The organism is Pseudomonas sp. ML96 (assembly GCF_000761545.1).
In the GTDB taxonomy this organism is placed as follows: domain Bacteria; phylum Pseudomonadota; class Gammaproteobacteria; order Pseudomonadales; family Pseudomonadaceae; genus Aquipseudomonas.
In genome coordinates this window covers 23,475-47,604 of record NZ_JPMY01000021.1, presented here as the reverse complement: position 1 = coordinate 47,604, position 24,130 = coordinate 23,475, and the positions used below count along the sequence as shown (strand labels likewise).

The 24,130-nt window shown below is 65.8% G+C and carries 24 protein-coding genes; 18 read left to right on the top strand and 6 right to left on the bottom strand.

Annotated features, from left to right (window positions below; all coding sequences use genetic code 11):
- The first annotated feature begins 165 nt into the window (after nucleotides 1-165).
- From IP89_RS13425 to IP89_RS13410, 4 genes are read left to right on the top strand one after another with little or no spacing between them, the layout of a single operon-like run.
- Nucleotides 166-873: a TetR/AcrR family transcriptional regulator gene (locus IP89_RS13425; protein ID WP_043310066.1), complete on the top strand. Its 708-nt coding sequence runs from the start codon at nucleotides 166-168 to the stop codon at nucleotides 871-873.
- A 40-nt stretch (nucleotides 874-913) separates the two neighbouring features.
- Nucleotides 914-1,438: a L,D-transpeptidase gene (locus IP89_RS13420; RefSeq protein ID WP_043310065.1), complete on the top strand. Its 525-nt coding sequence runs from the start codon at nucleotides 914-916 to the stop codon at nucleotides 1,436-1,438.
- Between the two features lie 19 nt (nucleotides 1,439-1,457).
- Nucleotides 1,458-2,456 (top strand): beta-N-acetylhexosaminidase, encoded by a 999-nt coding sequence (nagZ, locus tag IP89_RS13415; RefSeq protein WP_156115051.1) that lies wholly within the window; start codon nucleotides 1,458-1,460, stop codon nucleotides 2,454-2,456.
- A 13-nt stretch (nucleotides 2,457-2,469) separates the two neighbouring features.
- Nucleotides 2,470-3,207, top strand: coding sequence for an S-methyl-5'-thioinosine phosphorylase (locus tag IP89_RS13410; RefSeq protein ID WP_043310064.1), 738 nt, complete (start codon nucleotides 2,470-2,472; stop codon nucleotides 3,205-3,207).
- 56 nt (nucleotides 3,208-3,263) lie between these two features.
- On the opposite strand, the gene IP89_RS13405 is transcribed toward IP89_RS13410, so the two are convergent.
- Nucleotides 3,264-3,788, bottom strand: coding sequence for a CsiV family protein (locus IP89_RS13405; RefSeq protein WP_043310063.1), 525 nt, complete (start codon nucleotides 3,786-3,788; stop codon nucleotides 3,264-3,266).
- A gap of 20 nt (nucleotides 3,789-3,808) precedes the next feature.
- Nucleotides 3,809-7,240 (bottom strand): transcription-repair coupling factor, encoded by a 3,432-nt coding sequence (gene mfd, locus IP89_RS13400; RefSeq protein WP_043310062.1) that lies wholly within the window; start codon nucleotides 7,238-7,240, stop codon nucleotides 3,809-3,811.
- Between the two features lie 153 nt (nucleotides 7,241-7,393).
- Between mfd and IP89_RS13395 the strand changes: the two genes are divergently transcribed.
- From IP89_RS13395 to sthA, 3 genes are all read left to right on the top strand, one after another.
- Nucleotides 7,394-8,845 carry a glyceraldehyde-3-phosphate dehydrogenase gene (locus tag IP89_RS13395; protein WP_043310061.1) on the top strand — a complete coding sequence of 484 codons (1,452 nt, stop codon included), beginning with the start codon at nucleotides 7,394-7,396 and terminating at the stop codon, nucleotides 8,843-8,845.
- Nucleotides 8,846-8,933: 88 nt separating this feature from the next.
- Nucleotides 8,934-9,938 carry an FAD:protein FMN transferase gene (locus IP89_RS13390; RefSeq protein WP_043310060.1) on the top strand — a complete coding sequence of 335 codons (1,005 nt, stop codon included), beginning with the start codon at nucleotides 8,934-8,936 and terminating at the stop codon, nucleotides 9,936-9,938.
- Nucleotides 9,939-10,092: 154 nt separating this feature from the next.
- Nucleotides 10,093-11,487 carry a Si-specific NAD(P)(+) transhydrogenase gene (sthA, locus tag IP89_RS13385; RefSeq protein ID WP_043310059.1) on the top strand — a complete coding sequence of 465 codons (1,395 nt, stop codon included), beginning with the start codon at nucleotides 10,093-10,095 and terminating at the stop codon, nucleotides 11,485-11,487.
- Nucleotides 11,488-11,651: 164 nt separating this feature from the next.
- Here sthA and IP89_RS13380 read toward each other — a convergent pair whose 3' ends face one another.
- The 3 genes from IP89_RS13380 to IP89_RS13370 are packed head-to-tail and all read right to left on the bottom strand — an operon-like array spanning nucleotide 11,652 to nucleotide 13,239.
- Nucleotides 11,652-12,371, bottom strand: a complete 720-nt coding sequence (locus IP89_RS13380; RefSeq protein ID WP_043310058.1) for a glycerophosphodiester phosphodiesterase — start codon at nucleotides 12,369-12,371, stop codon at nucleotides 11,652-11,654.
- Nucleotides 12,368-12,667 (bottom strand): hypothetical protein, encoded by a 300-nt coding sequence (locus IP89_RS13375; protein WP_043310057.1) that lies wholly within the window; start codon nucleotides 12,665-12,667, stop codon nucleotides 12,368-12,370. The genes IP89_RS13380 and IP89_RS13375 overlap by 4 nt, the downstream gene beginning before the upstream one ends.
- The gene (locus tag IP89_RS13370; protein WP_043310056.1) at nucleotides 12,664-13,239 is read right to left on the bottom strand and encodes a PilZ domain-containing protein; all 576 of its coding nucleotides are present in this window, start codon (nucleotides 13,237-13,239) and stop codon (nucleotides 12,664-12,666) included. The genes IP89_RS13375 and IP89_RS13370 overlap by 4 nt, the downstream gene beginning before the upstream one ends.
- A 98-nt stretch (nucleotides 13,240-13,337) precedes the next feature.
- Here IP89_RS13370 and IP89_RS13365 point away from each other — a divergent pair, with 98 nt between their 5' ends.
- The 3 genes from IP89_RS13365 to IP89_RS13355 are packed head-to-tail and all read left to right on the top strand — an operon-like array spanning nucleotide 13,338 to nucleotide 16,516.
- Entirely contained in the window at nucleotides 13,338-14,594 is a 1,257-nt protein-coding gene (locus IP89_RS13365; RefSeq protein WP_043310055.1) for a lipoprotein-releasing ABC transporter permease subunit, read from the top strand.
- A complete protein-coding gene (gene lolD, locus IP89_RS13360) occupies nucleotides 14,587-15,270 on the top strand; it encodes a lipoprotein-releasing ABC transporter ATP-binding protein LolD (RefSeq protein WP_043310054.1) in 684 nt (227 codons plus the stop codon). The genes IP89_RS13365 and lolD overlap by 8 nt, the downstream gene beginning before the upstream one ends.
- Before the next feature lies 1 nt (nucleotide 15,271).
- On the top strand, nucleotides 15,272-16,516 hold the full coding sequence (locus IP89_RS13355; protein ID WP_043310053.1) for a lipoprotein-releasing ABC transporter permease subunit: 1,245 nt from the start codon (nucleotides 15,272-15,274) through the stop codon (nucleotides 16,514-16,516).
- 31 nt (nucleotides 16,517-16,547) lie between these two features.
- Here IP89_RS13355 and IP89_RS13350 read toward each other — a convergent pair whose 3' ends face one another.
- A complete protein-coding gene (locus IP89_RS13350; protein WP_043310052.1) occupies nucleotides 16,548-17,078 on the bottom strand; it encodes a DUF2062 domain-containing protein in 531 nt (176 codons plus the stop codon).
- 97 nt (nucleotides 17,079-17,175) lie between these two features.
- On the opposite strand from IP89_RS13350, the gene IP89_RS13345 reads away from it, so the two are divergent.
- The 8 genes from IP89_RS13345 to murB all read left to right on the top strand — a co-directional run bounded on the left by IP89_RS13345 (nucleotide 17,176) and on the right by murB (nucleotide 24,039).
- On the top strand, nucleotides 17,176-19,401 hold the full coding sequence (locus tag IP89_RS13345) for a DNA internalization-related competence protein ComEC/Rec2 (RefSeq protein WP_043310051.1): 2,226 nt from the start codon (nucleotides 17,176-17,178) through the stop codon (nucleotides 19,399-19,401).
- A gap of 72 nt (nucleotides 19,402-19,473) precedes the next feature.
- Nucleotides 19,474-20,145: a MotA/TolQ/ExbB proton channel family protein gene (locus IP89_RS13340; protein ID WP_052081073.1), complete on the top strand. Its 672-nt coding sequence runs from the start codon at nucleotides 19,474-19,476 to the stop codon at nucleotides 20,143-20,145.
- Nucleotides 20,142-20,573 carry a biopolymer transporter ExbD gene (locus IP89_RS13335; RefSeq protein WP_043310050.1) on the top strand — a complete coding sequence of 144 codons (432 nt, stop codon included), beginning with the start codon at nucleotides 20,142-20,144 and terminating at the stop codon, nucleotides 20,571-20,573. The genes IP89_RS13340 and IP89_RS13335 overlap by 4 nt, the downstream gene beginning before the upstream one ends.
- Nucleotides 20,570-21,574 carry a tetraacyldisaccharide 4'-kinase gene (gene lpxK, locus IP89_RS13330; RefSeq protein WP_043310049.1) on the top strand — a complete coding sequence of 335 codons (1,005 nt, stop codon included), beginning with the start codon at nucleotides 20,570-20,572 and terminating at the stop codon, nucleotides 21,572-21,574. The genes IP89_RS13335 and lpxK overlap by 4 nt, the downstream gene beginning before the upstream one ends.
- A 37-nt stretch (nucleotides 21,575-21,611) precedes the next feature.
- A complete protein-coding gene (locus tag IP89_RS13325) occupies nucleotides 21,612-21,797 on the top strand; it encodes a Trm112 family protein (RefSeq protein WP_043310048.1) in 186 nt (61 codons plus the stop codon).
- Nucleotides 21,798-22,559 (top strand): 3-deoxy-manno-octulosonate cytidylyltransferase, encoded by a 762-nt coding sequence (kdsB, locus tag IP89_RS13320; protein WP_043310047.1) that lies wholly within the window; start codon nucleotides 21,798-21,800, stop codon nucleotides 22,557-22,559.
- Nucleotides 22,559-23,023 (top strand): low molecular weight protein-tyrosine-phosphatase, encoded by a 465-nt coding sequence (locus IP89_RS13315; protein WP_043310046.1) that lies wholly within the window; start codon nucleotides 22,559-22,561, stop codon nucleotides 23,021-23,023. The genes kdsB and IP89_RS13315 overlap by 1 nt, the downstream gene beginning before the upstream one ends.
- Nucleotides 23,020-24,039 carry a UDP-N-acetylmuramate dehydrogenase gene (gene murB, locus IP89_RS13310; RefSeq protein ID WP_043310045.1) on the top strand — a complete coding sequence of 340 codons (1,020 nt, stop codon included), beginning with the start codon at nucleotides 23,020-23,022 and terminating at the stop codon, nucleotides 24,037-24,039. Before IP89_RS13315 ends, murB begins: the two co-directional genes overlap by 4 nt.
- Nucleotides 24,040-24,130: the final 91 nt, after the last annotated feature.

Sequence of the window (24,130 nt, the reverse complement as noted above, 5' to 3'; positions counted from 1 at the left end):
AGGCAAAACGGCCATTTCTGCCGTTCGGCGCAGTGGGCTCGGCTTTTGCCTGTCTCGCCTATGGTTAAATGCGTGACCGGCCGGCCATGATTGGTCCTGCCAGACTTGACAGGGCAATATTCTGAAACGTATGTTTCAAACAAGTGTTTGTCTGGCGAGGATGTCATGGCTCAATCAGAAACCGTTGAGCGCATATTGGATGCTGCAGAGCAGCTGTTTGCGGAGAAGGGCTTTGCCGAGACTTCGCTGCGGCTGATCACCAGCAAGGCCGGGGTCAACCTGGCGGCCGTCAATTACCATTTCGGCTCCAAGAAAGCGCTAATTCAGGCGGTGTTCTCGCGTTTCCTCGGGCCGTTCTGTATCAGCCTCGAGCGTGAGCTCGATCGCCGTCAGGCCAAGCCGGAAGCCAAGCCCAGCCTGGAAGAGCTGCTGGAGATGCTGGTGGAGCAGGCCCTGGCGGTGAAGCCGCGCAGCGGCAACGACCTGTCCATCTTCATGCGCCTGCTCGGCCTGGCCTTCAGCCAGAGCCAGGGGCACCTGCGCAAGTATCTGGAAGAGGTGTACGGCAAGGTCTTCCGCCGCTACATGCTGCTGCTCAATGAGGTGGCACCTAAGCTGCCGCCGCTGGAGATCTTCTGGCGTGTGCATTTCATGCTTGGCGCCGCAGCGTTCAGCATGTCCGGTATCAAGGCGCTGCGTGGCATGGCGGAGAACGATTTCGGCGTGGATACCTCGATCGAGCAGGTGATGCGTCTGATGGTGCCGTTCCTCGCCGCCGGCATGCGTGCCGAGAGTGGTGTGAGCGACGAGGCGCTGGCCACTGCCCAGTTCAAGCCACGCAGCAAGGTTCAGGTCGCCGCCAAGGCTGTCTGATGCTGTGCCCGAGTGGGTCGATGGGCTAAGCTAGCGGCCCATGCGCCCACTCGATTTCCTGCATATCTCCATTGCCGACCAGTGCCTGTACGGCTTCGCCGACGGGCAGCTATGTCTGCGCCTGCCGGTATCCACCGCATTGAATGGCGCTGGCGAGCAGAGTGGCTCCAACTGTACGCCGCGTGGCCGTCATCAGGTGCGCGCGAAGATCGGTGACGGCCTGCCGCTTGGCTCGGTGTTGCGCGGGCGGCGCTGGACCGGCGAGGTCTGGTCCGAGGCGCTGGATACACAGTTCCCCGGCCGCGACTGGATTCTTACCCGCATTCTCTGGCTCAGCGGATGCGAGCCAGGCGTCAATCGCCTGGGCCAGGTCGACACCTTCCGCCGCTACATCTATCTGCATGGCACGCCGGACACCCAACCCATGGGCGTGCCGCTGTCCCACGGCTGCGTGCGCCTGCGCAACGCCGACCTGCTAGATCTTTTCCCTCTTGTACCGCCGCACTGCGCGGTAATGATCGACGAGGCGCCGTGCCCGCAGTGGGCGACGGCCGATCTCGCTTAAGGACGCTTCTGTGACGACCCTGTTTGGTTCCCTGATGCTGGACATCCAAGGTACCTGGCTGACCGCCGAGGACCGCCAGATTCTGCGCCAGCCCGAGGTGGGCGGCCTGATCCTGTTCGCCCGCAACATCGAAGACCCGCGCCAGGTGCGCGGGCTGTGTGCCGCCATCCGTGCCGTGCGCCCGGACCTGCTGCTGGCGGTGGACCAGGAAGGTGGCCGCGTGCAGCGCCTGCGCCAGGGCTTCGTGCGCCTGCCGGCGATGCGTGCCCTGGCCGGCAACGACAATGCCGAACAACTGGCTGAGCACTGCGGCTGGCTGATGGCCACCGAGGTACTGGCCGTGGGCCTTGACCTCAGCTTTGCCCCGGTGCTGGACCTGGATCACCAGCGCAGCGCCGTGGTCGGTAGCCGTAGCTTCGAAGGTGACGCTGAGCTGGCCACGCGCCTGGCTGGCGCCTTCATCCGCGGTATGGATGCGGCGGGCATGGCCGCTACCGGCAAGCACTTCCCCGGCCATGGTTGGGCCGAGGCCGACTCGCACGTGGCCATCCCGGTGGACGAGCGCAGCCTGGAGCAGATCCGCGCCAAGGACCTGATCCCGTTCCAGCGCCTGAGTAAGCAGCTGGCCGCGGTGATGCCGGCCCATGTCATCTACCCGCAGGTCGACGCCGGCCCGGCCGGTTTCTCGCGTCGCTGGCTGCAGGAGATCCTGCGTGGCGAACTGGGCTTTGACGGGGTGATCTTCAGCGACGACCTGTCCATGGCTGGCGCCCATGTGGTCGGCGATGCCGCCAGTCGTATCGAGGCGGCGCTGAATGCCGGCTGCGACATGGGCTTGGTGTGCAACGACCGCGCCTCTGCCGAGCTGGCCCTCGGCGCCCTGCAGCGCCTCAAGGTGCAGCCGCCCAAGGGGCTGGCGCGCATGCGCGGTCGTGGCTTCGCGCGTACCGACTATCGCGAGCAGCCGCGTTGGCTGCAGGCCATCGCCGCCCTGCGTGCGGCGCAGTTGATCGACTGACGGGGGAGCCAGCATGACCACCTACGCCATCATCGGCGGCACCGGCCTGACCCAATTGGACGGCCTGACTCTCAAGCAGGCGCAGAACATCGACACGCCCTACGGCGCACCCTCGGCCGCCGTGCTGCGCGGCGAGTACGCCGGCCACGAGGTACTGTTCCTCGCCCGCCACGGCCACCCGCACCGCATCGCGCCGCACCAGGTGAACTACCGCGCCAACCTGTGGGCGCTGAAGCAGGCCGGTGCCGAGGCAATTTTCGCGGTCAACGCGGTGGGTGGCATTCATGCGGCCATGGGTAGCGGCCACCTGTGCGTGGCGCACCAGATCATCGATTACACCTGGGGCAGGGCGCATACCTTCTTCGACGGTGAGCTGGAGCATGTCACTCATATCGATTTCAGCTTCCCCTACGACGAGGAGCTGCGTGGCCGGCTGATCGCTGCGCTGCAGGCGCTTGGCTATGCGCACAGCATCCATGGTGTGTATGGCGCGACCCAGGGGCCGCGGCTGGAGACGGCGGCGGAGATCACCCGCATGGAGCGCGATGGTTGCGACATCGTTGGCATGACCGGCATGCCCGAAGCCGCACTGGCTCGTGAGCTGGAGTTGCCCTACGCCTGCCTGGCGCTGGTGGTGAACCCGGCGGCTGGCAAGACCAACGGCACCATCAGCATGGCCGAGATCGAGGCGGAGCTGGAGCGCGGCATCGGCAAGGTGCGCGCCGTGCTGGGCCATGTGCTCGGCGCCTGATTCGAGCACAGATGAAAAAGCCCCGCATTGCGGGGCTTTTTTGTGCAGCTGTGCAATCAGGGCTGGGTGACTTTCACCAGTACGCCCAGGCTGCCGTTGTCCAGGTAGGTCAGCTCGCCCAGCTTGAGGCGGGTCTTCTGCCGCACGCGCTCGCTGCCGGTGAGCAGGCCGTCGTTGTCGAAGCGGTTGATCCAGAAGTCTGCCTGCAGGTCGACCAGGCGCTGCTGTTCGCTCAGGGTCACCACGCCCTCTACCGGGAAGTGGCCGAACTGCTCGTTGCCGGTGCTCAGCGAGGCTTTGTCCTGCACGGCGCTGAGGTTCTGCGCCCAGGCCTTGTGCAGCAGCACTTCGTAGCCGTTGCCCGGGTTGAGTTTGGCCGCCTCGCCGTCCAGTGCGGTGCCGCGCTCGTTGTCGGCGATCGGGTTGGCGCCCACGGCCCAGTCATCCGGGGCCGGCTGGCTGGTAGAAAGTGCTTCGCCACCCTGGCGGAAGACGATGACTTCGATCTGGAACAGGCCGTCGGCGAAGGCCTGCGGGGCCATCAGGCAGAGCAGCAGGAAGAGGGGGCGAAGCACGCGCATGGGTCAGTCCTTTAAAAGTATTACGGGGCGAGGCGCTCCAGCAGCGCCTCCAGGGTATTGAAACGTTCTTCCGGGCGCTCCATCGGCACCTGGAATTTGAACAGGGTGGCGCCTTCGAACTTATAGCGATTCGGTTGGCTCTGGATCAGCTTGATCAGCACCAGTGGGTCGACGCTGGTATCGGCGGCGAACTCGATGCGGCCGCCTTGCGGGCCAGCGTCGACTTTCTTGATGCCGAGCTTCTCCGCCTGCAGCTTGAGCAGGGTCAGACGCATCAGGTTCTTGGTCGCCTCCGGCAGTAGGCCGAAGCGGTCGATCATCTCCACCTGCAGCTCCTTCAGGCCGTCTTCGTCGGCGGCGTTGGCGATGCGCTTGTAGAGGATCAGACGGCTGTGCACATCCGGCAGATAGTCGTCGGGAATCAGCGCCGGCACCCGCAGGTTGATCTCGGCGCCGCCGCCCAGCGGCTGCTCCAGGTTCGGTTGCTCGCCCTTGCGGATGGCTTTCACCGCGCGTTCGAGCATCTCCATGTAGAGCGTGAAGCCGACCGCCTGGATTTGCCCGCTCTGGCCGTCGCCGAGCAGCTCACCGGCGCCACGAATTTCCAGGTCGTGGGTCGCCAGGACGAAGCCGGCGCCCAGGTCCTGGGCGTTGGCGATGGCTTCCAGACGCTTCTGTGCGTCCTCGGTCATGCCCTTGCGTGGCGGCGTGAGCAGGTAGGCATAGGCCTGGTGGTGGCTACGGCCGACCCGGCCGCGCAACTGGTGCAGCTGGGCCAGGCCGAACTTGTCGGCGCGCTCGATGAGGATGGTGTTGGCGCTGGGCACGTCGATGCCGGTCTCGATGATTGTCGAGGCGATCAGCACGTTGAAGCGCTTGTGGTAGAAGTCGCTCATCACGCGCTCCAGGTCGCGCTCGTGCATCTGCCCGTGGCCGATACCGATACGTGCCTCTGGCACCAGTGCGGCCAGGTCGGCGGCGCACTTCTCGATGGTCTTCACGTCGTTGTGCAGGTAGTACACCTGGCCGCCGCGCAGTAGTTCGCGCAGCAGCGCCTCCTTGATCACCGAGTCGTGCTGCTCCATGACGAAGGTGCGTACCGACAGCCGGCGTGCCGGCGGGGTGGCGATGATCGACAGGTCGCGCATGCCCGACACCGCCATGTTCAGCGTGCGCGGGATCGGTGTGGCGGTCAGGGTGAGGATGTCGACTTCGCTGCGCAGGGCCTTGAGCTGCTCCTTCTGGCGCACGCCGAAGCGGTGCTCTTCGTCGATGATGCACAGGCCCAGGTCCTTGAAGCGCACATCGTCCTGCAGCAGTTTGTGGGTGCCGATGACGATATCGATCTTGCCCTCGGCCAGCTTGGCCACCGCCTCGTTGACTTCCTTGGCCGACTTGAAGCGGCTCATCACCTCGACCGTCACCGGCCAGTCGGCGAAGCGGTCGCGGAAGCTGTTGTAGTGCTGCTGGGCGAGCAGGGTGGTCGGTACCAGCACCGCCACCTGGCGGCCGCTGTGCACGGCGATAAAGGCCGCGCGCATGGCCACTTCGGTTTTGCCAAAGCCGACGTCGCCGCAGACCAGGCGATCCATCGGCTTGGCCGCGAGCATGTCCTCACGCACGGCGTCGATGGCGTTCTGCTGGTCCGGGGTCTCCTCGAAGGGGAAGCCGGCGCTGAAGGTGGCGTAGTCGGCGGCCGGGTCCTTGAAGGCATAGCCTTCGCGGGCGGCGCGGCGGGCGTAGATGTCGAGCAGCTCGGCGGCCACATCGCGCACCTGCTCGGCAGCCTTGCGCTTGGCCTTCTGCCAGGTTTCCGAGCCGAGGCGATGCAGCGGCGCCAGGGCGTCGTCGCTGCCGGTGTAGCGGGCGATCAGGTGCAGGCTGGCCACCGGCACGTAGAGCTTGGCTTCCTCGGCGTACATCAGGGCGAGGAATTCGGCGGCCTGGCCGTCGAACTCCATGGTCACCAGGCCCAGGTAGCGGCCGACGCCGTGGTCGATATGCACCACCGGCGCGCCTTCGCGCAGCTCGGTGAGGTTCTTGATCACGTTGTCGCCGCCATCGCGCGATTTCTCGCGGCGGCGGCGTTGCATCACCCTCTGGCCGAACAGCGGGCTTTCGGCGACCAGGGCGATCTTGTCGAGCAGCAGACCCTCGTCCAGCGGGGCGATGCAGATGGCCAGGCGCTCGCGGCTGTCAGTGAACTCCTTCCAGCCGGCCACTTCGATGGGCTTGAGCTTGAGCCGCGCCAGCAGTTCCAGCAGCACCTCGCGGCGGCCGGCGGACTCGGCGCTGAACAGCACGCGGCCCGGGTATTCCTCGATAAAGCGGCGCAGGGCGGCCAGCGGCTCGGTCGCCTTGGCCTGGATCGCCAGATCCGGCAGGGCGCGGGCGTCGAAGCGCTCGCGGCCGACGCCGACTTCCACATCTTCCTGGCTGACTACCACGCGCGGCCAGTTCTTCAGGCGGGCGAAGCAGTCTTCTACCGGCAGGAAGATGTCGGCCGGCGGCAGCAGCGGGCGCTCGGGGTCGACGCGGCGGTCCTCGTAGCGGTTGCGTGCGTCGGTCCAGAACTGCTCGGCGGCCTGCTCGATACCCGGCAGGGAGAACACCTGGGTGTCGCCCGGCAGGTAGTCGAACAGGGTGCCGGTTTCCTCGAAGAACAGCGGCAGGTAGTACTCGATACCGGCCGGGGTGATGCCGGATGCGAGGTCCTGGTAGATCGGGCAGCGGCGGAAATCGACGTCGAAGCGCTCGCGGAAGCGCCCGCGGAAGTCGGTGACGGCCTTCTTCTCCAGCGGGAACTCGCGGGCCGGCAGCAGGCGGATCGACTCCACCTTGTCCACCGAGCGCTGGGTCTCCGGGTCGAAGGTGCGCAGGGTCTCGATCTCGTCGTCGAACAGGTCGATGCGGTAGGGCGTGTCGCTGCCCATGGGGAACAGGTCGATCAGCGCGCCGCGCACGGCGAACTCGCCGTGCTCGTAGACGGTGTCCACGCAGCGGTAGCCGGCGGCTTCCAGGCGTGCGCGCATTTCCTCGACGTCGAGCTTCTGGCCGACGTCCAGCAGCAGGCCGGAGCCGAGCAGGAAGCGGGTCGGTGCCAGGCGGTGCAGGGCGGTGGCAATCGGCACCACCAGCACACCGTGCTTGATCTCCGGCAGGCGATAGAGGGTGGCAATACGCTGGGAGATGATGTCCTGGTGCGGCGAAAACACGTCGTAGGGCAGGGTTTCCCAGTCTGGGAAGTGCAGTACCGGCAGGTCCGGGGCGAAGAACGCCAGCTCTTCCTGCAGGCGCTCGGCGCTCTGGCTGTCGGCGGTCAGCAGCAGGGTGAAGCGCTTGGCGGCGCTGGCCGCCTCGGCCACGGCCAGGCTCAGCGCGGCGCCGGGCAGGTTGCCCCAGTGCTGTTTGCCGGCGGCGCCCGGCAGTTTCGGCAAGTGCAGTACGGACACGGGTGTCGCGGCCCCAGGCGAAAAAGAAGGCGGCAATTGTAACGAGGCGAGGCATCCACTGTCAGTTACGACGGGCGCACATTGCTCAGCGCAGTGGGCGCCGTCATAATGTAGCCCCTTTTTTCAGCCCCTACATGTGGAAGGTAATTGCCCGTGACCCAGAAGCCCGACCAGTGTCTCGGTGAGTGGATCGATCGTGAAGCCCTCGCAGAAGCGATGATTCCTATGATCGGTCAGCTCTACCGCAACAACAGCGTGGTGACCTCGATCTACGGCCGTGGTCTGATCAACCGTTCGGTGATCGACATCCTCAAAGCCCATCGCTTCGCCCGTCACCGCCTGGCTGACGAAGGCAGCGAGCTGTCGGTGCACGATACCTTCCCGATCCTCAAGGCCATGAGCGAGCTCAAGCTGGGCGCCGCTTCCGTGGACCTGGGTAAGATGGCCAGCAAGTTCAAGACCGAAGGCAATGGCCGTGCCGTCGAGCAGTTCGTCAAGGACGAGCTGGCCGACGTGGTTGGCAAGCAGAATGGCGCTGCCCGTGAAGGCACCGACGTGGTTCTGTACGGCTTCGGCCGCATCGGCCGCCTGCTGGCGCGCATCCTGATCGAGAAAACCGGTGGTGGCGACGGCCTGCGTCTGCGTGCCATCGTCGTCCGTAAGGGCGCCAGCAACGACCTGGTCAAGCGCGCCAGCCTGCTGCGTCGTGACTCGGTACACGGCAAGTTCGATGGCACCATCACCATCGACGAAGAAAACAACACCCTGACTGCCAACGGCAACCTGATCCAGGTGATCTATGCCAAGGACCCGAAGGAAGTCGACTACACCCAGTACGGCATCAAGAACGCCCTGCTGGTCGACAACACCGGCGTCTGGCGTGATGCCGAGGGCCTGGGTCAGCACCTGGCCTGCCCGGGTGTCGATCGCGTGGTTCTGACCGCACCGGGCAAGGGCGCGCTGAAGAACATCGTGCACGGCATCAACCACAGCGAAATCACCGCTGACGACAAGATCATCTCCGCTGCTTCCTGCACCACCAACGCCATCGTGCCGGTGCTGAAAGCCGTGAATGACCAGTACGGCATCGTCAACGGCCACGTCGAAACCGTTCACTCGTACACCAACGACCAGAACCTGATCGACAACTTCCACAAAGGCAGCCGTCGTGGCCGCAGCGCCGCGCTGAACATGGTGATCACCGAGACCGGTGCCGCCACTGCAGCCGCCAAGGCTCTGCCGGTACTGAAAGGCAAGCTGACCGGCAACGCCATCCGCGTACCGACGCCGAACGTCTCCATGGCCATCCTCAACCTGAACCTGGAGAAGGCCACTACTCGCGAAGAGATCAACGAGTACCTGCGCCAGATGGCCATGCACTCCGACCTGCAGAAGCAGATCGACTTCGTCCAGTCGCAGGAAGTGGTTTCCACCGACTTCGTCGGTTCGCGCCACGCCGGTGTGGTCGATGCCGAAGCTACCATCGCCAACGACAACCGCGTTGTGCTGTACGTGTGGTACGACAACGAGTTCGGCTACAGCTGCCAGGTAGTTCGCGTGATGGAAGACATGGCTGGGGTCAACCCGCCGGCCTTCCCGCGCTAAGCGCCGGGTAACACGCAAAACGGGAGCTTCGGCTCCCGTTTTCGTTTTCTGCGCCTAGGCTTGCGCCTGACTTCGATGGAATCCCTGTGTGGCCAGATTCTCCGTTCTGCTCCTGATCCTGCTGTTGTCCGGCTGCGGCGATACGCTGCAGGAGTTCGGCGGGCCGACCATGGGCAGCCGTTATTCGCTGAAGTACGTACAGACCGCTGGCGTGCCGCCACGGGAGCAGCTGCAGGCCGAGGTGCAGGGCATATTGGCCGAGGTCGACCGGCAGATGTCGACCTGGCGCGCGGACTCCGAGCTGTCGCGTTTCAACCGCCTGCCGGCTGGGGCCTGCATGCCGATGCCTGCTCCGGTGCTGGAACTGGTGCGCTTCGGTGAAGAGTTGTCCGCCAGCAGCGCGGGCGCTTTCGACCTGACCGTGCAGCCGCTGATGGAGCTCTGGGGCTTCGGCGCGCAGTCGCGCGGCCAGCGCGTGCCGGCGGCCGAGGAGATCGCCGCAGTCATGCCACTGATCGGCCAGCGCCACCTGCGCATCGCCGGCGAGCGTCTGTGCCAGGAAGCCGCCGTGCGCGTCGACCTGGACGCCATCGTTGCTGGCGCCACGGTGGATCGCATCGCCGCGCGCCTGGCCGAGCTGGGCGTACATAGCTTCCTGTTGGAAGTCACCGGCGAGCTGAAGGCGGTGGGGCGCAAGCCGGATGGCTCGCCCTGGAACATCGCCATCGAGGCGCCGCGCGCCGATCGCCTCGAGGAGCAGCTGCGTCTGCAGTTGGACGGCCTGGGCCTGTCCACTTCGGGCGACTACCGTAATTACTTCGAGGTCGACGGCAAGCGCTACTCGCATACCTTCGATCCGCGCAGCGGCCGGCCGGTTGCGCACGACCTGGCTTCGGTCAGCGTGGTGGATGCCTCGGTGCTGCGCGCCGATGGCCTGTCGACCACGCTGATGGTGCTGGGAGCCGAGCAGGGCATGGCCTACGCCGAACGCGAGGGTGTGGCTGCGCTGTTCATTCAGCGTCAGGGCGAGGGCTTTGTCACTCGCGCCAGTCCGGCCTTCATCGCGCGCTTCGGTGCGCCCGGGGCCATGTAGTGGATAGAAAGCTCGCCTACGACGCGACCAAGCGCTAATGTGCGCGGCAAAATCACATGGCTAAGCTATGTGAAGCAATTCGAGATCGCGGCCATGGGGTGCCGCGGTCGAACCGGGCGCCGCTGGAGCGTCCGGCGCGTGATGAGGAGTAAGCATGGCGGTCTACAACTACGACGTGGTGGTGCTGGGCTCGGGCCCGGCGGGCGAAGGCGCGGCGATGAACGCGGCCAAGGCCGGGCGCAAGGTGGCGGTAGTCGACAACCGTCCGTTGGTCGGCGGCAACTGCACCCACCTCGGCACCATTCCGTCCAAGGCGCTGCGTCACTCGGTGCGCCAGATCATGCAGTACAACACCAACCCGCTGTTCCGCCAGATCGGCGAGCCGCGCTGGTTCTCCTTCCCCGACGTGCTGAAGAGCGCCGAGCGGGTGATCTCCAAGCAGGTCGCCTCGCGCACCGGCTACTACGCGCGCAACCGCGTCGACGTGTTCTTCGGCACCGCCAGCTTCCATGACGAGCAGACCGTTGAAGTGGTCTGCGCCAGCGGCGTGGTCGAGAAGCTGGTGGCCAAGCAGGTCATCATCGCCACCGGCTCGCGTCCCTATCGTCCGGCGGACGTGGACTTCCACCACCCGCGTATCTATGACAGCGACACCATCCTCAGCCTGACCCACACCCCGCGCCGCATCATCATCTACGGAGCGGGCGTGATCGGTTCCGAGTACGCCTCGATCTTCAGTGGCTTGGGCGTGCTGGTCGACCTGATCGACAACCGCGACCAACTGCTCAGCTTCCTCGACGACGAAATCTCCGATGCGCTGAGCTACCACCTGCGCAACAACAACGTGCTGATCCGTCACAACGAGGAGTACGAGCGCATCGAGGGCCTGGATAACGGCGTGATCCTGCACCTCAAGTCGGGCAAGAAGATCAAGGCCGACTGCCTGCTGTGGTGCAACGGCCGTACCGGCAACACCGACAAGCTGGGCCTGGAAAACATCGGCATCAAGGTCAACAGCCGTGGTCAGATCGACGTCGATCAGCAGTACCGTACCTCGGTGTCGAACATCTTCGCCGCCGGTGACGTGATCGGCTGGCCGAGCCTGGCCAGTGCCGCCGCCGACCAGGGCCGCTCGGCTGCCGGCAGTGCGGTGGAGAACGACAGCTGGCGCTTCGTCGATGACGTGCCGACCGGCATCTACACCATTCCGGAGATCAGCTCGATCGGCAAGAACGAGAAGGAGCTGACCCAGGCCAAGATCCCTTACGAGGTCGGCAAGGCTTTCTTCAAGGGCATGGCGCGGGCGCAGATTTCCCACGAGCCAGTGGGCATGCTGAAGATCCTGTTCCACCGCGAGACCCTGGAAATCCTTGGCGTGCACTGCTTCGGCTACCAGGCCTCGGAGATCGTGCACATCGGCCAGGCGATCATGAACCAGAAGGGCGAGGCGAATACCATCAAGTACTTCGTCAACACCACCTTCAACTACCCGACCATGGCCGAGGCCTATCGGGTGGCGGCGTTCGACGGTCTCAACCGGCTTTTTTGAGCGGCTCCGACCGGTGGCCTGAACCGGTCGGGGATCCTCTCAACGACTCCCGCACCTGGCGCTGGCCGAATCGGGAGAGCTTCTGACCAGGCGCGATGCTGCAAAAAGAAACCGGCCCAAGGGCCGGTTTCTTTTTGTCTGCTGCGTTTTCGAGAAAGGCGTGTTCAGCGCTTGAGCGTGTCGACCGCCAGCCCCGGAAAGTCGGTGATGATGCTGTCCGCGCCGAAGTCGGCCAGGCGGCGCATCAGGGCCGGTTCGTTGACCGTCCACACCGACACGTGCAGGCCGGCCTTCTGCGCCTTGAGCAGGCGCTCCGGGGTGCACAGGGTCCAGTTCAGTGCGAGCATCGAGCACTCGTGGTGAGCTGCGACCTTGAGTGGGTCCAGCCAGTTGTATTCGGCCACCAGGCCGCGTGACAGCTCCGGCGCCAGGCGGCGCAGGGCGCGCAGCACTTCGCGCGAGCTGCTGGTGACGGTGACCTTGTCCTTGATGCCGAAGCGCTCGGCCAGGGCCTGGATGGCCAGCACGGTGCGTGCGGCGCGCACCCGTGAGGCGCTTTTGACTTCCAGCTGCCAATGCTCGAAGGGGCACTGTTCGAACAGGGTTTCCAGTTTCGGGATGGGGCAGGGCGTCTTCCAGCCGGGGCCGCCCAGGCGGGCATCGAGGGTCACCAGTTCGGCGGCCTCGTGCTCCACCACCTTGCCGCGGCGGCCGGTGGTGCGCTTGAGCGTCGGGTCGTGGATCACCATCAGCTCGCCGTCGCGCGACAGGTGCAGGTCCAGCTCGCAGCGGGTCACGCCGTGAGCGAGGCATTGCTGGAAGCTGGCGAGGGTGTTTTCCGGTGCTTCGCCCTTGGCACCGCGGTGGCCGTAGATGAGGGTCACTGTTGATCCTTGATGGGGTAGTGCTGCTGGTGGTGCAGCACGCTGTTGATCACGTGGTCGTATTCGAAATAGACGCTGAAGCTGCGGTAGTCCCAGCGAGTGATGGGCGGCTTGCCCACTGGCGGGTGTTCCTCGTCGGCCAGGCCAAAGCGCTCCAGCACCGAACGCTTGGATTCGCCCTTCTGCGGCAGGTTGGCGACGGCGTCGCCCTGCTGGCCGACGGGGATCTCGATGGTCTCGGCCTGAACCAGCGGTGACAGCAACAGGGTGAAGAGCAGGGCGCGGGACAGCCTCATCGTTGCTGTTCCTTGGCGATGCGTCGCTCCAAGGCCTGTTTCTGCAGGATGTGGCGAGCGACCAGCTGGCGCTGGGCGTCGGTCAGGGCCTCGAACTCGGTGCCGATCTCGAACTGCTCGTTGTCGCGCGGCTGGCAATGCACGACCTGGGCGCGCAGCAGTAAGCCCAGGGCTTGGGGCATGAGCACCATCTTGATCGCCAGGTGGCTGCCGACAGGCACCGGCTTGGCGTTGCTGAAGCTGATGCCGCCTTCGGAGATGGACACCCGGCGCGGCGCGCCGATGTCGCGCAGCAGGCTCTGCGCCACGGCCTGACCGAGCAGGTCGATGCGCTTGTTCATTACCTTCAGGTAGTTGGCCAGGGTGCGATCGCGCTCGCTGATATGTCGCAGCAGATGCTGCGACTCGAAGTCCATCAGGTGCAGATCGCTGAGCAGATTGAACAGCGGCGAGTTGTCGTGCAGCGGGTCACTGGCATGCGCCTCGGCCCCGGAGAGCAGGCTGAAATCCAGTGCGATCGTATCCTCGATACGGTAGTATTCGCGGCGATCATCGACGTCTTGATTCGACATGGCGAACCCATGGCAGCAGTGGTGGTCTGAGTGTAAGGCCGCGCGCCAGGCCTCGCCACAAGGACGTTTCTCTCTTTTCGCCAGCGAACTCCTCACTCATGTTCAGACCCCTGCCGTTCTTTATCGGCTTGCGTTACACGCGGGCCCGACGCCGCAGCCTGTTTGTCTCCTTCATCTCCCTGACCTCCATTATCGGCCTCGCCCTCGGCGTGCTGGTGATGATCGTTGTGCTGTCGGTCATGAATGGCTTCGACCGCGAGATGCGTGATCGCGTACTGGGCATGGTGCCGCACGCGACCCTCGATAGCCCCACGCCGATCCAGGATTGGCGCACCATCGGTGAAGGGCTGCTGCGTCACCCGCAGGTCGCGGCCGTGGCGCCGTTCACCCAGATGCAGGGCCTGTTGACCAACAACGGTCAGGTGCAGAAGGTACTGATCAACGCCATCGACCCTGCCGAAGAGGGCAAGGTGTCGATCATCGGCAACTATTTCCTCAAGGATCAGGGCTCCCTCGACTCGCTCGAGGCCGGCGGCTTCGGCATGCTCATTGGCGACCTGGCGGCGAAGAAGCTCGGTCTGAAGATCGGTGACAAGGTCACCTTCGTCGCGCCCGAAGTGGCAGTGACGCCGGCCGGCATGTTCCCGCGAATGAAGCGCTTCACCGTGGTCGGCATCTTCCACGTCGGCGCCGGCGAGATCGACGGCCATGTGGTGATGGCCCATGTGCAGGACGCCGGCCGCCTTCTGCGCCTGAAACCGGGCGAGGTTCAGGGTATTCGCCTCAAACTGCATGACCTGTTCCAGGCTCCGCAGGTGGCCTGGGAGCTCGCCGGTCTGCTGCGCGACCAGGACTTCTACGCCCGCGACTGGACCCGTACCCACGGCAACCTGTACCAGGCCATCCGCATGGAGAAGACCATGATCGGCCTGCTCCTGCTGCTGATCGTCGCCGTGGCTGCCTTCAACATCATCTCCACCCTGGTGATGGTGGTGACCGACAAGAAATCCGATATCGCCATCCTGCGTACCCTCGGCGCCACGCCGCGGCAGATCATGGCCACCTTCATGGTCCAGGGCACGGTGATCGGCGTAGTCGGCACCCTGCTCGGTGGCGTGCTCGGCGTGCTGGCGGCGCTGAACGTCAGTGCAGCGATCAAGGGGCTGGAGGGCCTGCTCGGCATCCAGTTCCTCAATGCCGAGGTGTATTTCATCGATTACCTGCCGTCGCAGGTGCAGGTCAGCGACGTGGCGCTGGTCTGCGGTGCGGCGCTGGTCCTGAGTTTCCTTGCCACCCTTTACCCGGCCTGGCGTGCGGCGCGCACCCAGCCTGCGGAGGCTTTGCGTTATGAGTGACAAGTCCGTCCTGAGTTGCCGCAACCTGGGCAAGAGCTACGAGGAAGGCCCGCAGACGGTCGAAGTACTGGCCAATGTCGAGCTGGAGCTGCTGCCCGGCGAGCGTGTGGCCATCGTCGGCACTTCCGGCTCGGGCAAGAGCACTCTGCTCAACATGCTCGGCGGCCTGGATACGCCGAGCCGCGGCAGCGTCTGGCTGGCTGGTGAGGAGCTCTCGGCACTCAACGAGAAGGCCCGAGGCCTGCTGCGCAATCGCGCGCTGGGCTTCGTCTACCAGTTTCACCACCTGCTGCCGGAGTTCACCGCGCTGGAGAACGTGTGCATGCCGCTGCTGATCGGCAAGACGCCGATCGCTGAAGTGCGCCAGCGTGCCACCAAGCTGCTGGAGCGGGTCGGCCTCGGCCATCGCCTGTCGCACAAGCCGGCCGAGCTGTCCGGTGGCGAGCGCCAGCGCGTGGCCATCGCCCGCGCCCTGGTCAACAACCCGGCGCTGGTACTGCTCGACGAGCCGACCGGCAACCTCGACCAGCACACCGCCCAGGGCATTCAGGATCTGATGCGCGAACTCAGCACCTCGTCGCAGACCGCCTTCCTGGTGGTGACCCACGACCCGCAACTGGCGGGGCAGATGGATCGCGTACTGCGCCTGGAAGATGGCCGACTGGTAGCTGCCTGATATGTTCAGACCCCTCTCGCTCTTCATCGGTATTCGCTACACCCGCGCCAAGCGGCGCAACCACTACATCTCGTTCATCTCGCTGGCGTCGATGATCGGCCTGGGCCTGGGCGTGCTGGCGATGATCGTGGTGCTGTCGGTGATGAACGGTTTCCAGAAGGAAATGAGCTCGCGCATCCTCGGCATGGTGCCGCACGCGACCCTCAGCGCCGAACAGCCGCTGGACGACTGGCAGGCCGTGGCGGCGCGGGCGATGAAGCATCCCGAGGTGGTCGGCGCCGCACCCTTCGCCGAACTGGATGGCATGTTTTCCTACAAGGGCACCATGCAGCCGGTGCAGGTCAACGGCATCGACCCGGCCGAGGAGGCGAAGGTCTCGATCCTCGGTCAGCACATGGTCCAGGGCAACCTGGCCGACCTCAAGGCCGGCGAGTTCGGCGTGGTGATCGGTGAGATCACCGCGCGGCGCTTCCGTCTCAACGTGGGCGACAAGCTGACCCTGATCGTGCCGGAGCTGAGTGGCGCGGCGGGTGGCATCACCCCGCGCATGCTGCGTCTGTCTGTGGTCGGCGTGTTCAAGGTCGGCGCCGAGCTCGATGGCAGCCTGGCGCTGATCCATATCGCCGATGCCTCCGGCATCCAGCGCTTGGCCGAAGGTCAGGTGCAGAGCGTGCGCATTTCTCTCAAGGATCTGTACCAGGCGCCGCAGGTTTCCGCCTCTATCGCCCGCGAGCTGGGCGCTGGCTTCAAGGCCGTCGACTGGACGCGCACCCAGGGCAGCCTGTTCAGCGCCATGCAGATGGAGAAGACCATGATCGGCCTGCTCCTGCTACTGATCATCGCGGTGGCCGCGTTCAACATCATCGCCACGCTGATCATGGTGGTCGCCGACAAGCGTGCGGACATCGCCATCCTGCGTACCCTGGGCGCCACGCCGGGGCAGATCATGACGGTGTTCATGGTCCAGGGCACTGTGATCGGCTGCATCGGTACCCTGGTCGGTGGCGTGCTGGGCGTGATCGTCGCCCTCAATATCAGCGGTTGGGTCGCCTGGCTGGAGCGCGCGGCCGGTACCCATGTGTTCAGCTCGGACGTGTACTTCATCAGCAGCCTGCCGTCTGATCTGCGTGGCCTGGATGTGCTACTGATCTGCACTGCGGCGCTGACCATGAGCTTCCTCGCCACGCTGTATCCGTCCTGGCGCGCATCGCGCACGCAGCCGGCCGAGGCCCTGCGTTACGAATAAGAAAAACGCCGCTGAACAGCGGCGTTTTCTTTTATTGGTCGGCGGCTTGCCGACGGCGTTCGGCGCGCTTGCGCCAGCTGTGTGCGACCCACCAGCGCCAATACAGCATGGTGGTGGCGTAGGCCAGGGCGCCGAGCAGCGCGCCGGTGACCACCGAGCCGAGCAGGAAGGGCTTCCAGACGATGCTCAGCTCGCCGCTGATCCACTCCCAGGTCAGTTCGTCCGGCAGCTCCATCGGCGGAATGCCGAGCAGCCAGCTGCCCATCTTGTAGGTGCAGTAGAAGATCGGCGGCATGGTGAAGGGGTTGGTCAGCCAGACCAGACCCACCGAGATCGGCAGGTTGGCGCGGATCGGAATCGCCAGGCAGGCGGCGATCAGCATCTGCGCGGGGGCCGGGATGAAGGCGGCGAACAGACCTGCAGCCATGGCACGCGCCACCGAGTGGCGGTTCAGGTGCCAGAGGTTGGGATCGTGCAGCAGGGTACCGAGGAAGCGTAGCGACTTGTGCTCCCGGATCATGTCCGGATTGGGCATGTAGCGTTTGAATAGGCGGCGAGGCATGGGCAGTCTCGAAAAACACGAGCGGCTATTATGCACCGATGGTCGCAGGCGGGTTTGGCCGCATTGTGACAACCGATAACCCAAGGATGGGAAAACGATGCGCACAGGGATGCTCGCGCTGGCCGCAGGCCTGGCCTGCCTGCCGTTCTTGCCACAGCTGCCGGCGACCTGGCAGTTGCTGGCGTTGCTGCCAATCGCACTGATGTTGCTGCCCTGGCGCAGCTATCCCGTGGCTTTTTTTCTGCTCGGCTTCGCCTGGGCTTGCGCCAGCGCACAGCTGGCCCTGGATGATCGCCTGTCTGTAGACCTGGATGGGCGCACCCTATGGCTGGAGGGGCAAGTCGCCGGCTTGGCGGAGATGGGGGAGGGCGTGGTGCGTTTCCAGCTGGAGGAGGCCAGTACACGGGCGCATCGCCTGCCGCAGCGTATGCGCCTGGCCTGGTACGACGGCCCGCCACTGCAGGCGGGCGAGCGCTGGCGCCTGGCGGTCAAGCTCAAGCGCCCGCGTGGCCTGGTCAATCCGCAAGGCTTCGATTACGAGGCCTGGTTGCTCGCCCAGCGCATCGGCGCTACCGGTACGGTCAAGCAGGGCGAGCGCCTGGGCGCGGCGAATGGTCCTGCCGCCTGGCGCGATCAGCTGCGCCAGCGCCTGCTGAGCGTCGAGGCGCACGGCCGTGCCGGCGGCTTGGCCGCGCTGGTGCTGGGCGACGACTCCGGGCTGAGTCGCGCCGACTGGAAGGTGCTGCAGGACACCGGCACCGTGCATCTGCTGGTGATCTCCGGTCAGCATGTGGCCATGCTGGCGGCGCTGCTCTATGGCTTGGTCGCGGGCGCTTTCCGCCTGGGGCTGTGGCCGCGTGCATTGCCCTGGCTGCCTTGGGCCTGCGGCCTGGCCTTCGCCGGGGCGCTGGGCTATGGCCTGTTGGCGGGGTTCGAGGTGCCGGTGCGGCGAGCCTGCGTGATGGTCGCCCTGGTCCTGCTCTGGCGCCTGCGCTTTCGCCATCTCGGCCTGTGGTGGCCGCTGCTGCTGGCCTTTGTCCTGGTGTTGCTGGTCGAACCATTGGCCAGCCTGCAGGCGGGCTTCTGGCTGTCATTCGGCGCGGTGGCGGTGCTCGCCTGGGTGTTTGGCGGCAGGCTCGGCGCCTGGTCCTGGTGGCGGGTCTGGTGGCGTGCCCAATGGACCCTGGCGTTGGGGCTGCTACCGCTGTTTTTCGCCCTCGGCCTGCCGCTCAGCCTGAGCGGCCCGCTGGCCAATCTGCTGGCGGTGCCCTGGGTCAGCCTGCTGGTGGTACCGCTGGCACTACTTGGCACGCTGTTCTTGCCGGTGCCCTGGCTGGGCGAGGCGATTCTGTGGCTGGCCGGCGGACTACTGGAGCTGCTGTTCCTGGCGCTGGCGTGGATCGCGGCGCTGCTGCCGGCCTGGTTGCCGACGGCGGTCCCGCTCTGGTGTTGGTTGCTCGGCAGTCTGGGCGTGCTGCTCTGCCTGGCGCCATCGGGCGTACCGGCGCGCGCCTTGGGCTTGGTGCTGGTTCTGGCGCTGTTTCTGCCGCCGCGCGAGCAGATTGAACCGGGGCAGGCGGAGGTCTGGCAGCTGGATGTCGGCCAGGGCCTGGCGGTGCTGGTGCGCACCCGCGAGCATGCGCTGCTGTATGACGCTGGGCCGCGTTTCGGCGACTTCGATCTGGGCGAGCGCGTGGTGCTGCCTTCGCTGCGCCAGCTCGGCGTGGGGCGGCTTGATCTGATGTTGCTCAGCCATGCCGACAGCGATCACTCCGGTGGCGCCGGGGCGATGGCGCGCGGTATGCCCGTGGGGCGGGTACTGAGTGGCGAGGCAGCAGAGTTGCCGGCTCAGTTGCAGGCGCAGCCCTGTGTCGATGGCGCCAGCTGGGATTGGGATGGTGTGCGCTTCACCACCTGGCGCTGGTCGCAGGCAGAGCAGGGCAACCAGGCCTCGTGCCTGCTCAAGGTGCAAGCCGTGGGGGAAAGCCTGTTGCTGACCGGCGATATCGATGCGCGGACTGAGCGGGCGCTGCTCGAACTGGGTCCCGAGCTGCGTGCCGATTGGCTGCAGGTGCCGCACCATGGCAGCCGCAGTTCCTCGTCTGGCGTGTTCCTCGATGCGGTGCAGCCGCATGCGGCCCTACTTTCGCGCGGCTGGCACAACCCTTTCGGCCATCCGCATCCGGGTGTGCTGGCGCGTTACCAGGCGCGCGGCATTGCCCTGCACGACAGCGCCGAGCAGGGCGCGCTGCGTCTGTTGCTGGGCACCGGAGAGGGCGTTGTCGGCTGGCGCCAGCGTGCGCGTTTCTGGCGGGAAAAATGAGAACCCGGATGGTCTGCGCCGGCCTGACCCTATGCTAGAGTGGCGCCACTTTTCCGAGGGGGATTCTCTACCGTGTGGGAGCTGGTCAAATCTGGCGGCTGGATGATGCTGCCGATCATTCTGAGTTCTATCGTCGCCGCCGCCATCACTGCCGAGCGCCTCTGGACCCTTCGCGCCAGCCGTATCGCGCCGCCCCATCTGCTGGGCCAGGTGTGGCTGTGGATCAAGGAAAAGAAGCTGACCAACGACAAGCTCAAGGAGCTGCGCGCCAACTCGCCGCTGGGGCAGATCCTCGCCGCCGGCCTGGCCAACTCCAAGCATGGTCGCGAGATCATGAAGGAGTGCATCGAGGAAGCCGCCGCCCGCGTCATTCATGATCTCGAGCGCTACCTGAATACCCTCGGCACCATCGCCGGTATCGCGCCGCTGCTCGGCCTGCTCGGCACCGTGCTGGGCATGATCGATATCTTCAGCGCCTTTATGGGCACCAGCATGGCCAACGCCTCGGTGCTCGCCGGCGGTATCGCCAAGGCTCTGATCACCACCGCCGCCGGCCTGTTCGTGGCCATCCCGGCGCTGTTCTTCCACCGTTTCCTGGTGCGCCGCGTCGACGAGCTGGTGGTCGGCATGGAGCAGGAGGCGATCAAGTTGGTGGAAGTGGTGCAGGGCGACCGTGACGTCGACCTGGGCAACGGTAGCGCTCCCGCGCCGAAGGAAGCTCGCAAAGAGGTCAAGAAGGCGTGAAGTTCCGGCGCAAACAGCGGGAGAACAACGTCGAGATCAACCTGGCGTCGCTGATCGACGTGGTGTTCATCCTGCTGCTGTTCTTCGTGGTCACCACCACCTTCACCCGCGAGACCCAGCTCAAGGTCGACCTGCCGGAAGCCGCCAGCGGCACGCCGCCGGAAGACACCGCACTGAAGCAGATGGAAGTGCTGATCAGTGCCGAGGGCAGCTATTCGCTCAATGGCCAGGCACTGCTCAAGAGTGATCTAGACGGCCTGATGGCGGCGCTGGGCAAGGAGTCCGGCGGCGACAACAGCCTGCCGCTGTCCATCAGTGCCGACGCCAAGACCCCGCACCAGGCGGTGATCACTGCCATGGACGCGGCCGGCAAGCTGGGCTTCTCCCACCTGCGTATCACCACGGTCGAGGCCGGGGCCAAGCCTTGAGCCTCGCCGACCGGCTCACTGCCGCCTGGTACCAAGGCCATCCGGCCCTGACGCTGCTGCGCCCGCTGGAGTGGCTGTACCGCCGGGTGGTGCAGGGCAAGCGCCGCGCCTTCCTGGCGGGTGAGGGCGATATCTATCGCGCGCCGGTGCCGGTGCTGGTGGTCGGCAACGTCACCGTCGGTGGTACCGGCAAGACGCCCATGATTCTCTGGCTGATCGAGCATTGTCGTGCGCGCGGCCTGCGCGTCGGCGTGGTCAGCCGCGGCTATGGCGCCACGCCGCCGCAACTGCCCTGGAGGGTGCGTGCGGACGATCCGGCTGGCCACGCTGGCGATGAGCCGCTGCTGATCGTCCAGCGCAGTGGCGTGCCGCTGGTGATCGATCCGCAACGCGCCCGCGCCGTGCAGGCCCTGCTCGAGCAGGAGGCGCTTGACCTGATCCTCTGCGACGACGGTCTGCAGCATTACCGCCTGGCCCGTGACATCGAGCTGGTGCTGGTGGACGCCGCGCGCGGCCTGGGCAATGGCCGCTGCCTGCCGGCCGGTCCCCTGCGTGAGCCGGCCGAGCGCCTGGCCGAGGTCGATGCGGTGCTGCGCAATGGCGCGGCCGAGGACGGTGAGGAGGGCTACGCCCTGCAACTGCGGCCGACCGCGTTGATCAACCTGCGCAGTGGCGAGCGTGTCGGTCTCGACCACTTCGCACCGGGCCAGCAGGTCCACGCGGTGGCCGGCATCGGTAACCCGCAGCGTTTCTTCAATACCCTCGAAGCGCTAAACTGGCGGCCGATCGCGCATCCCTTCGCCGATCACGCCTGCTTCAGTTCCGAGGCCCTGCAGTTCAGCCCCGCGCTGCCGCTGGTGATGACCGAGAAGGATGCGGTGAAATGCCGGGCCTTCGCCGCCGCCGACTGGTGGTACCTGGCCGTGGATGCGGCGCCTTCGCCTGCCTTCATCGCCTGGTTCGACCAGCGGCTGAGCCGCCTGCCATCTGCCCGACCCTGACGTTTTCGCCGTTCACAACCTCTCCGAGGAATCCTTCATGGACCCCAAACTGCTCGACATCCTGGCCTGCCCGGTATGCAAGGGCCCGCTGCAGCTCTCCGAAGACAAATCCGAGCTGATCAGCAAGGGCGCCGGCCTGGCCTACCCGATTCGCGACGGCATCCCGGTGATGCTGGAGAGCGAGGCGCGCACCCTCAGCGTCGATGAGCGCCTGGACAAGTAAATGACCGACTTCACCGTTGTCATTCCCGCCCGCTACGCCTCCAGCCGCCTGCAGGGCAAGCCGCTGCAGGACATCGCCGGCAAGCCCATGGTCCAGCATGTGTGGGCGCAGGCGAAAAAGAGCTCCGCAAGCCGCGTGGTGATCGCCACCGACGATGCGCGCATCTTCGAGGCGTGCCAGGGTTTCGGCGCCGAAGTGCTGCTGACCCGTATCGACCACAACTCCGGTACCGATCGCCTGGCCGAAGTGGCCAGCCAGCTCGGCCTGGCCAATGACGCCATCGTGGTCAACGTGCAGGGCGACGAGCCGCTGATTCCGCCGAGCATCATCGATCAGGTGGCCGCCAACCTGGCCGCCAACCCGCAGGCCGCCATCGCTACGCTGGCCGAACCGATCGAGGATGTCGCCGCGCTGTTCAATCCCAATGTGGTCAAGGTGGTGGCGGACAAGACCGGCCTGGCCCTGACCTTCAGCCGCGCGCCATTGGCCTGGGCTCGCGATGCCTTCGCCAAGAGCCGCGACGTGCTGCCGGAGGGCGTGCCGTATCGCCGCCACATCGGCATCTACGCCTACCGTGCCGGCTTCCTGCATGACTTCGTCGCCTGGGGCCCGTGCTGGCTGGAAGACACCGAGTGCCTGGAGCAACTGCGGGCCCTGTGGCACGGTGTGCGCATCCATGTGGCCGATGCCTTCGAGGCGCCGGCTGCTGGCGTCGATACGCCGGAAGACCTGGAGCGGGTGCGTCACCTGCTGGGGGCCTGATGCGCGTTCTGTTCGTCTGCATGGGCAATATCTGTCGCTCGCCCACGGCCGAGGGGGTGTTCCGTCATCGTCTGGCGCAGGCCGGCTTGCACGAGCTGGTGACGGTGGACTCTGCCGGCACCGGCGACTGGCATGTCGGCAAGGCGCCGGACGGCCGCTCCAGCCAGGCGGCGCTGACTCGCGGCTATGACCTGTCGAGCCTGCGCGCGCGCCAGGTGCAGCGTGAGGACTTTCACGGGTTCGACCTGATCCTGGCCATGGATCATGACAACCTGGCTCGTCTGCAGGCACTGCGGCCCGCCACGGGCGGCGCCGAGCTGGATCTGTTCCTGCGTCGCTACCAGCTGGCGCTGGACGAGGTGCCCGACCCCTATTACGGCGGCGCCGATGGCTTCGAGCAGGTTCTCGACCTGATCGAGCAGGCCAGTGACGCGCTGCTTGTCGAGATCAAGGGGCGCCTGTGAGCCTGCAATTGAATCAATCGTTTTCCCTCAAGCCGTTCAACACCTTCGGCGTCGATGTCGAGGCGCGGCTGTTCGCCGAGGCGCGAGACGACGACGAAGTACGCCAGGCGCTGGCCGAGGCCGAGCGCCGTGGCCTGCCGCTGCTACCTATCGGTGGCGGCAGCAACCTGCTGCTGACCGCGAATGTCGAGGCTCTGGTGCTGCGCATCGCCAGTCGTGGTCTGCATATCCTCAATGACGACGGCGAGCGGGTCGTAGTGGAGGCCGAAGCCGGTGAGCCTTGGCATCCCTTCGTGCTCTGGAGTCTCGAACAGGGCTTGGCCGGCCTGGAGAACCTCAGTCTGATCCCCGGCACCGTCGGCGCCGCACCGATGCAGAACATCGGCGCCTATGGTGTGGAAATCAAGGACGTGTTCGCCGGGCTGACCGCGTTGGATCGCCAGAGCGGCGAGCTACGCGAGTTCGGTCTGGACGAGTGCGCCTTCGCTTACCGCGACAGCCTGTTCAAGCAGCAGCCGGGGCGCTGGCTGATCCTACGTGTGCGTTTTGCCCTGAGTCGCAAGACCGACCTGCATCTGGACTACGGTCCGGTGCACCAACGTTTGCAGCAGGAAGGCGTCGAGGCGCCGACGGCGCGCGATGTCAGTCGCGCCATCTGCGCCATCCGCAGCGAGAAACTGCCCGACCCGGCCGAGTTGGGCAATGCCGGTAGTTTCTTCAAGAACCCGGTGGTGCCGGCGGCACTGGCCGAGCGCATTCGCGCTGAGCATGCCGATCTGGTCAGCTATCCGGCGGGCGAGGGGCAGGTCAAGCTCGCGGCCGGCTGGCTGATCGAACGGGCAGGGTGGAAGGGCTTCCGTGAGGGCGATGCCGGTGTGCATCGTCTGCAGGCCCTGGTGCTGGTCAACTACGGTGCGGCGTCGGGTGGGCAGTTGCTGGCATTGGCTCGGCGCATCCAGGCGGATATCGAGCAGCGCTTCGGCGTCCTGCTGGAGATAGAGCCCAACGTGCTCTGAGAGCCTGCCGGTGTTCGCGCTCGCCAGCAGGTGCCGTGAGAAGCGCTAGGGGGTAGGGTGCCACTCCTGTCTACATCAACAGCTGTCTCTG

What these genes read in the sequence shown, in the direction of transcription:
- sthA (WP_043310059.1), top strand. Translation starts at nt 10,093, where the DNA reads ATGGCGGTCTACAACTACGACGTGGTGGTGCTGGGCTCGGGCCCGGCG.
- IP89_RS13425 (WP_043310066.1), top strand. Translation starts at nt 166, where the DNA reads ATGGCTCAATCAGAAACCGTTGAGCGCATATTGGATGCTGCAGAGCAG.
- IP89_RS13365 (WP_043310055.1), top strand. Translation starts at nt 13,338, where the DNA reads ATGTTCAGACCCCTGCCGTTCTTTATCGGCTTGCGTTACACGCGGGCC.
- IP89_RS13405 (WP_043310063.1), bottom strand. Translation starts at nt 3,788, where the DNA reads ATGCGCGTGCTTCGCCCCCTCTTCCTGCTGCTCTGCCTGATGGCCCCG.
- IP89_RS13355 (WP_043310053.1), top strand. Translation starts at nt 15,272, where the DNA reads ATGTTCAGACCCCTCTCGCTCTTCATCGGTATTCGCTACACCCGCGCC.
- IP89_RS13375 (WP_043310057.1), bottom strand. Translation starts at nt 12,667, where the DNA reads ATGAGGCTGTCCCGCGCCCTGCTCTTCACCCTGTTGCTGTCACCGCTG.
- IP89_RS13420 (WP_043310065.1), top strand. Translation starts at nt 914, where the DNA reads ATGCGCCCACTCGATTTCCTGCATATCTCCATTGCCGACCAGTGCCTG.
- lolD (WP_043310054.1), top strand. Translation starts at nt 14,587, where the DNA reads ATGAGTGACAAGTCCGTCCTGAGTTGCCGCAACCTGGGCAAGAGCTAC.
- IP89_RS13315 (WP_043310046.1), top strand. Translation starts at nt 22,559, where the DNA reads ATGCGCGTTCTGTTCGTCTGCATGGGCAATATCTGTCGCTCGCCCACG.
- kdsB (WP_043310047.1), top strand. Translation starts at nt 21,798, where the DNA reads ATGACCGACTTCACCGTTGTCATTCCCGCCCGCTACGCCTCCAGCCGC.
- IP89_RS13410 (WP_043310064.1), top strand. Translation starts at nt 2,470, where the DNA reads ATGACCACCTACGCCATCATCGGCGGCACCGGCCTGACCCAATTGGAC.
- IP89_RS13345 (WP_043310051.1), top strand. Translation starts at nt 17,176, where the DNA reads ATGCGCACAGGGATGCTCGCGCTGGCCGCAGGCCTGGCCTGCCTGCCG.
- IP89_RS13350 (WP_043310052.1), bottom strand. Translation starts at nt 17,078, where the DNA reads ATGCCTCGCCGCCTATTCAAACGCTACATGCCCAATCCGGACATGATC.
- IP89_RS13325 (WP_043310048.1), top strand. Translation starts at nt 21,612, where the DNA reads ATGGACCCCAAACTGCTCGACATCCTGGCCTGCCCGGTATGCAAGGGC.
- IP89_RS13370 (WP_043310056.1), bottom strand. Translation starts at nt 13,239, where the DNA reads ATGTCGAATCAAGACGTCGATGATCGCCGCGAATACTACCGTATCGAG.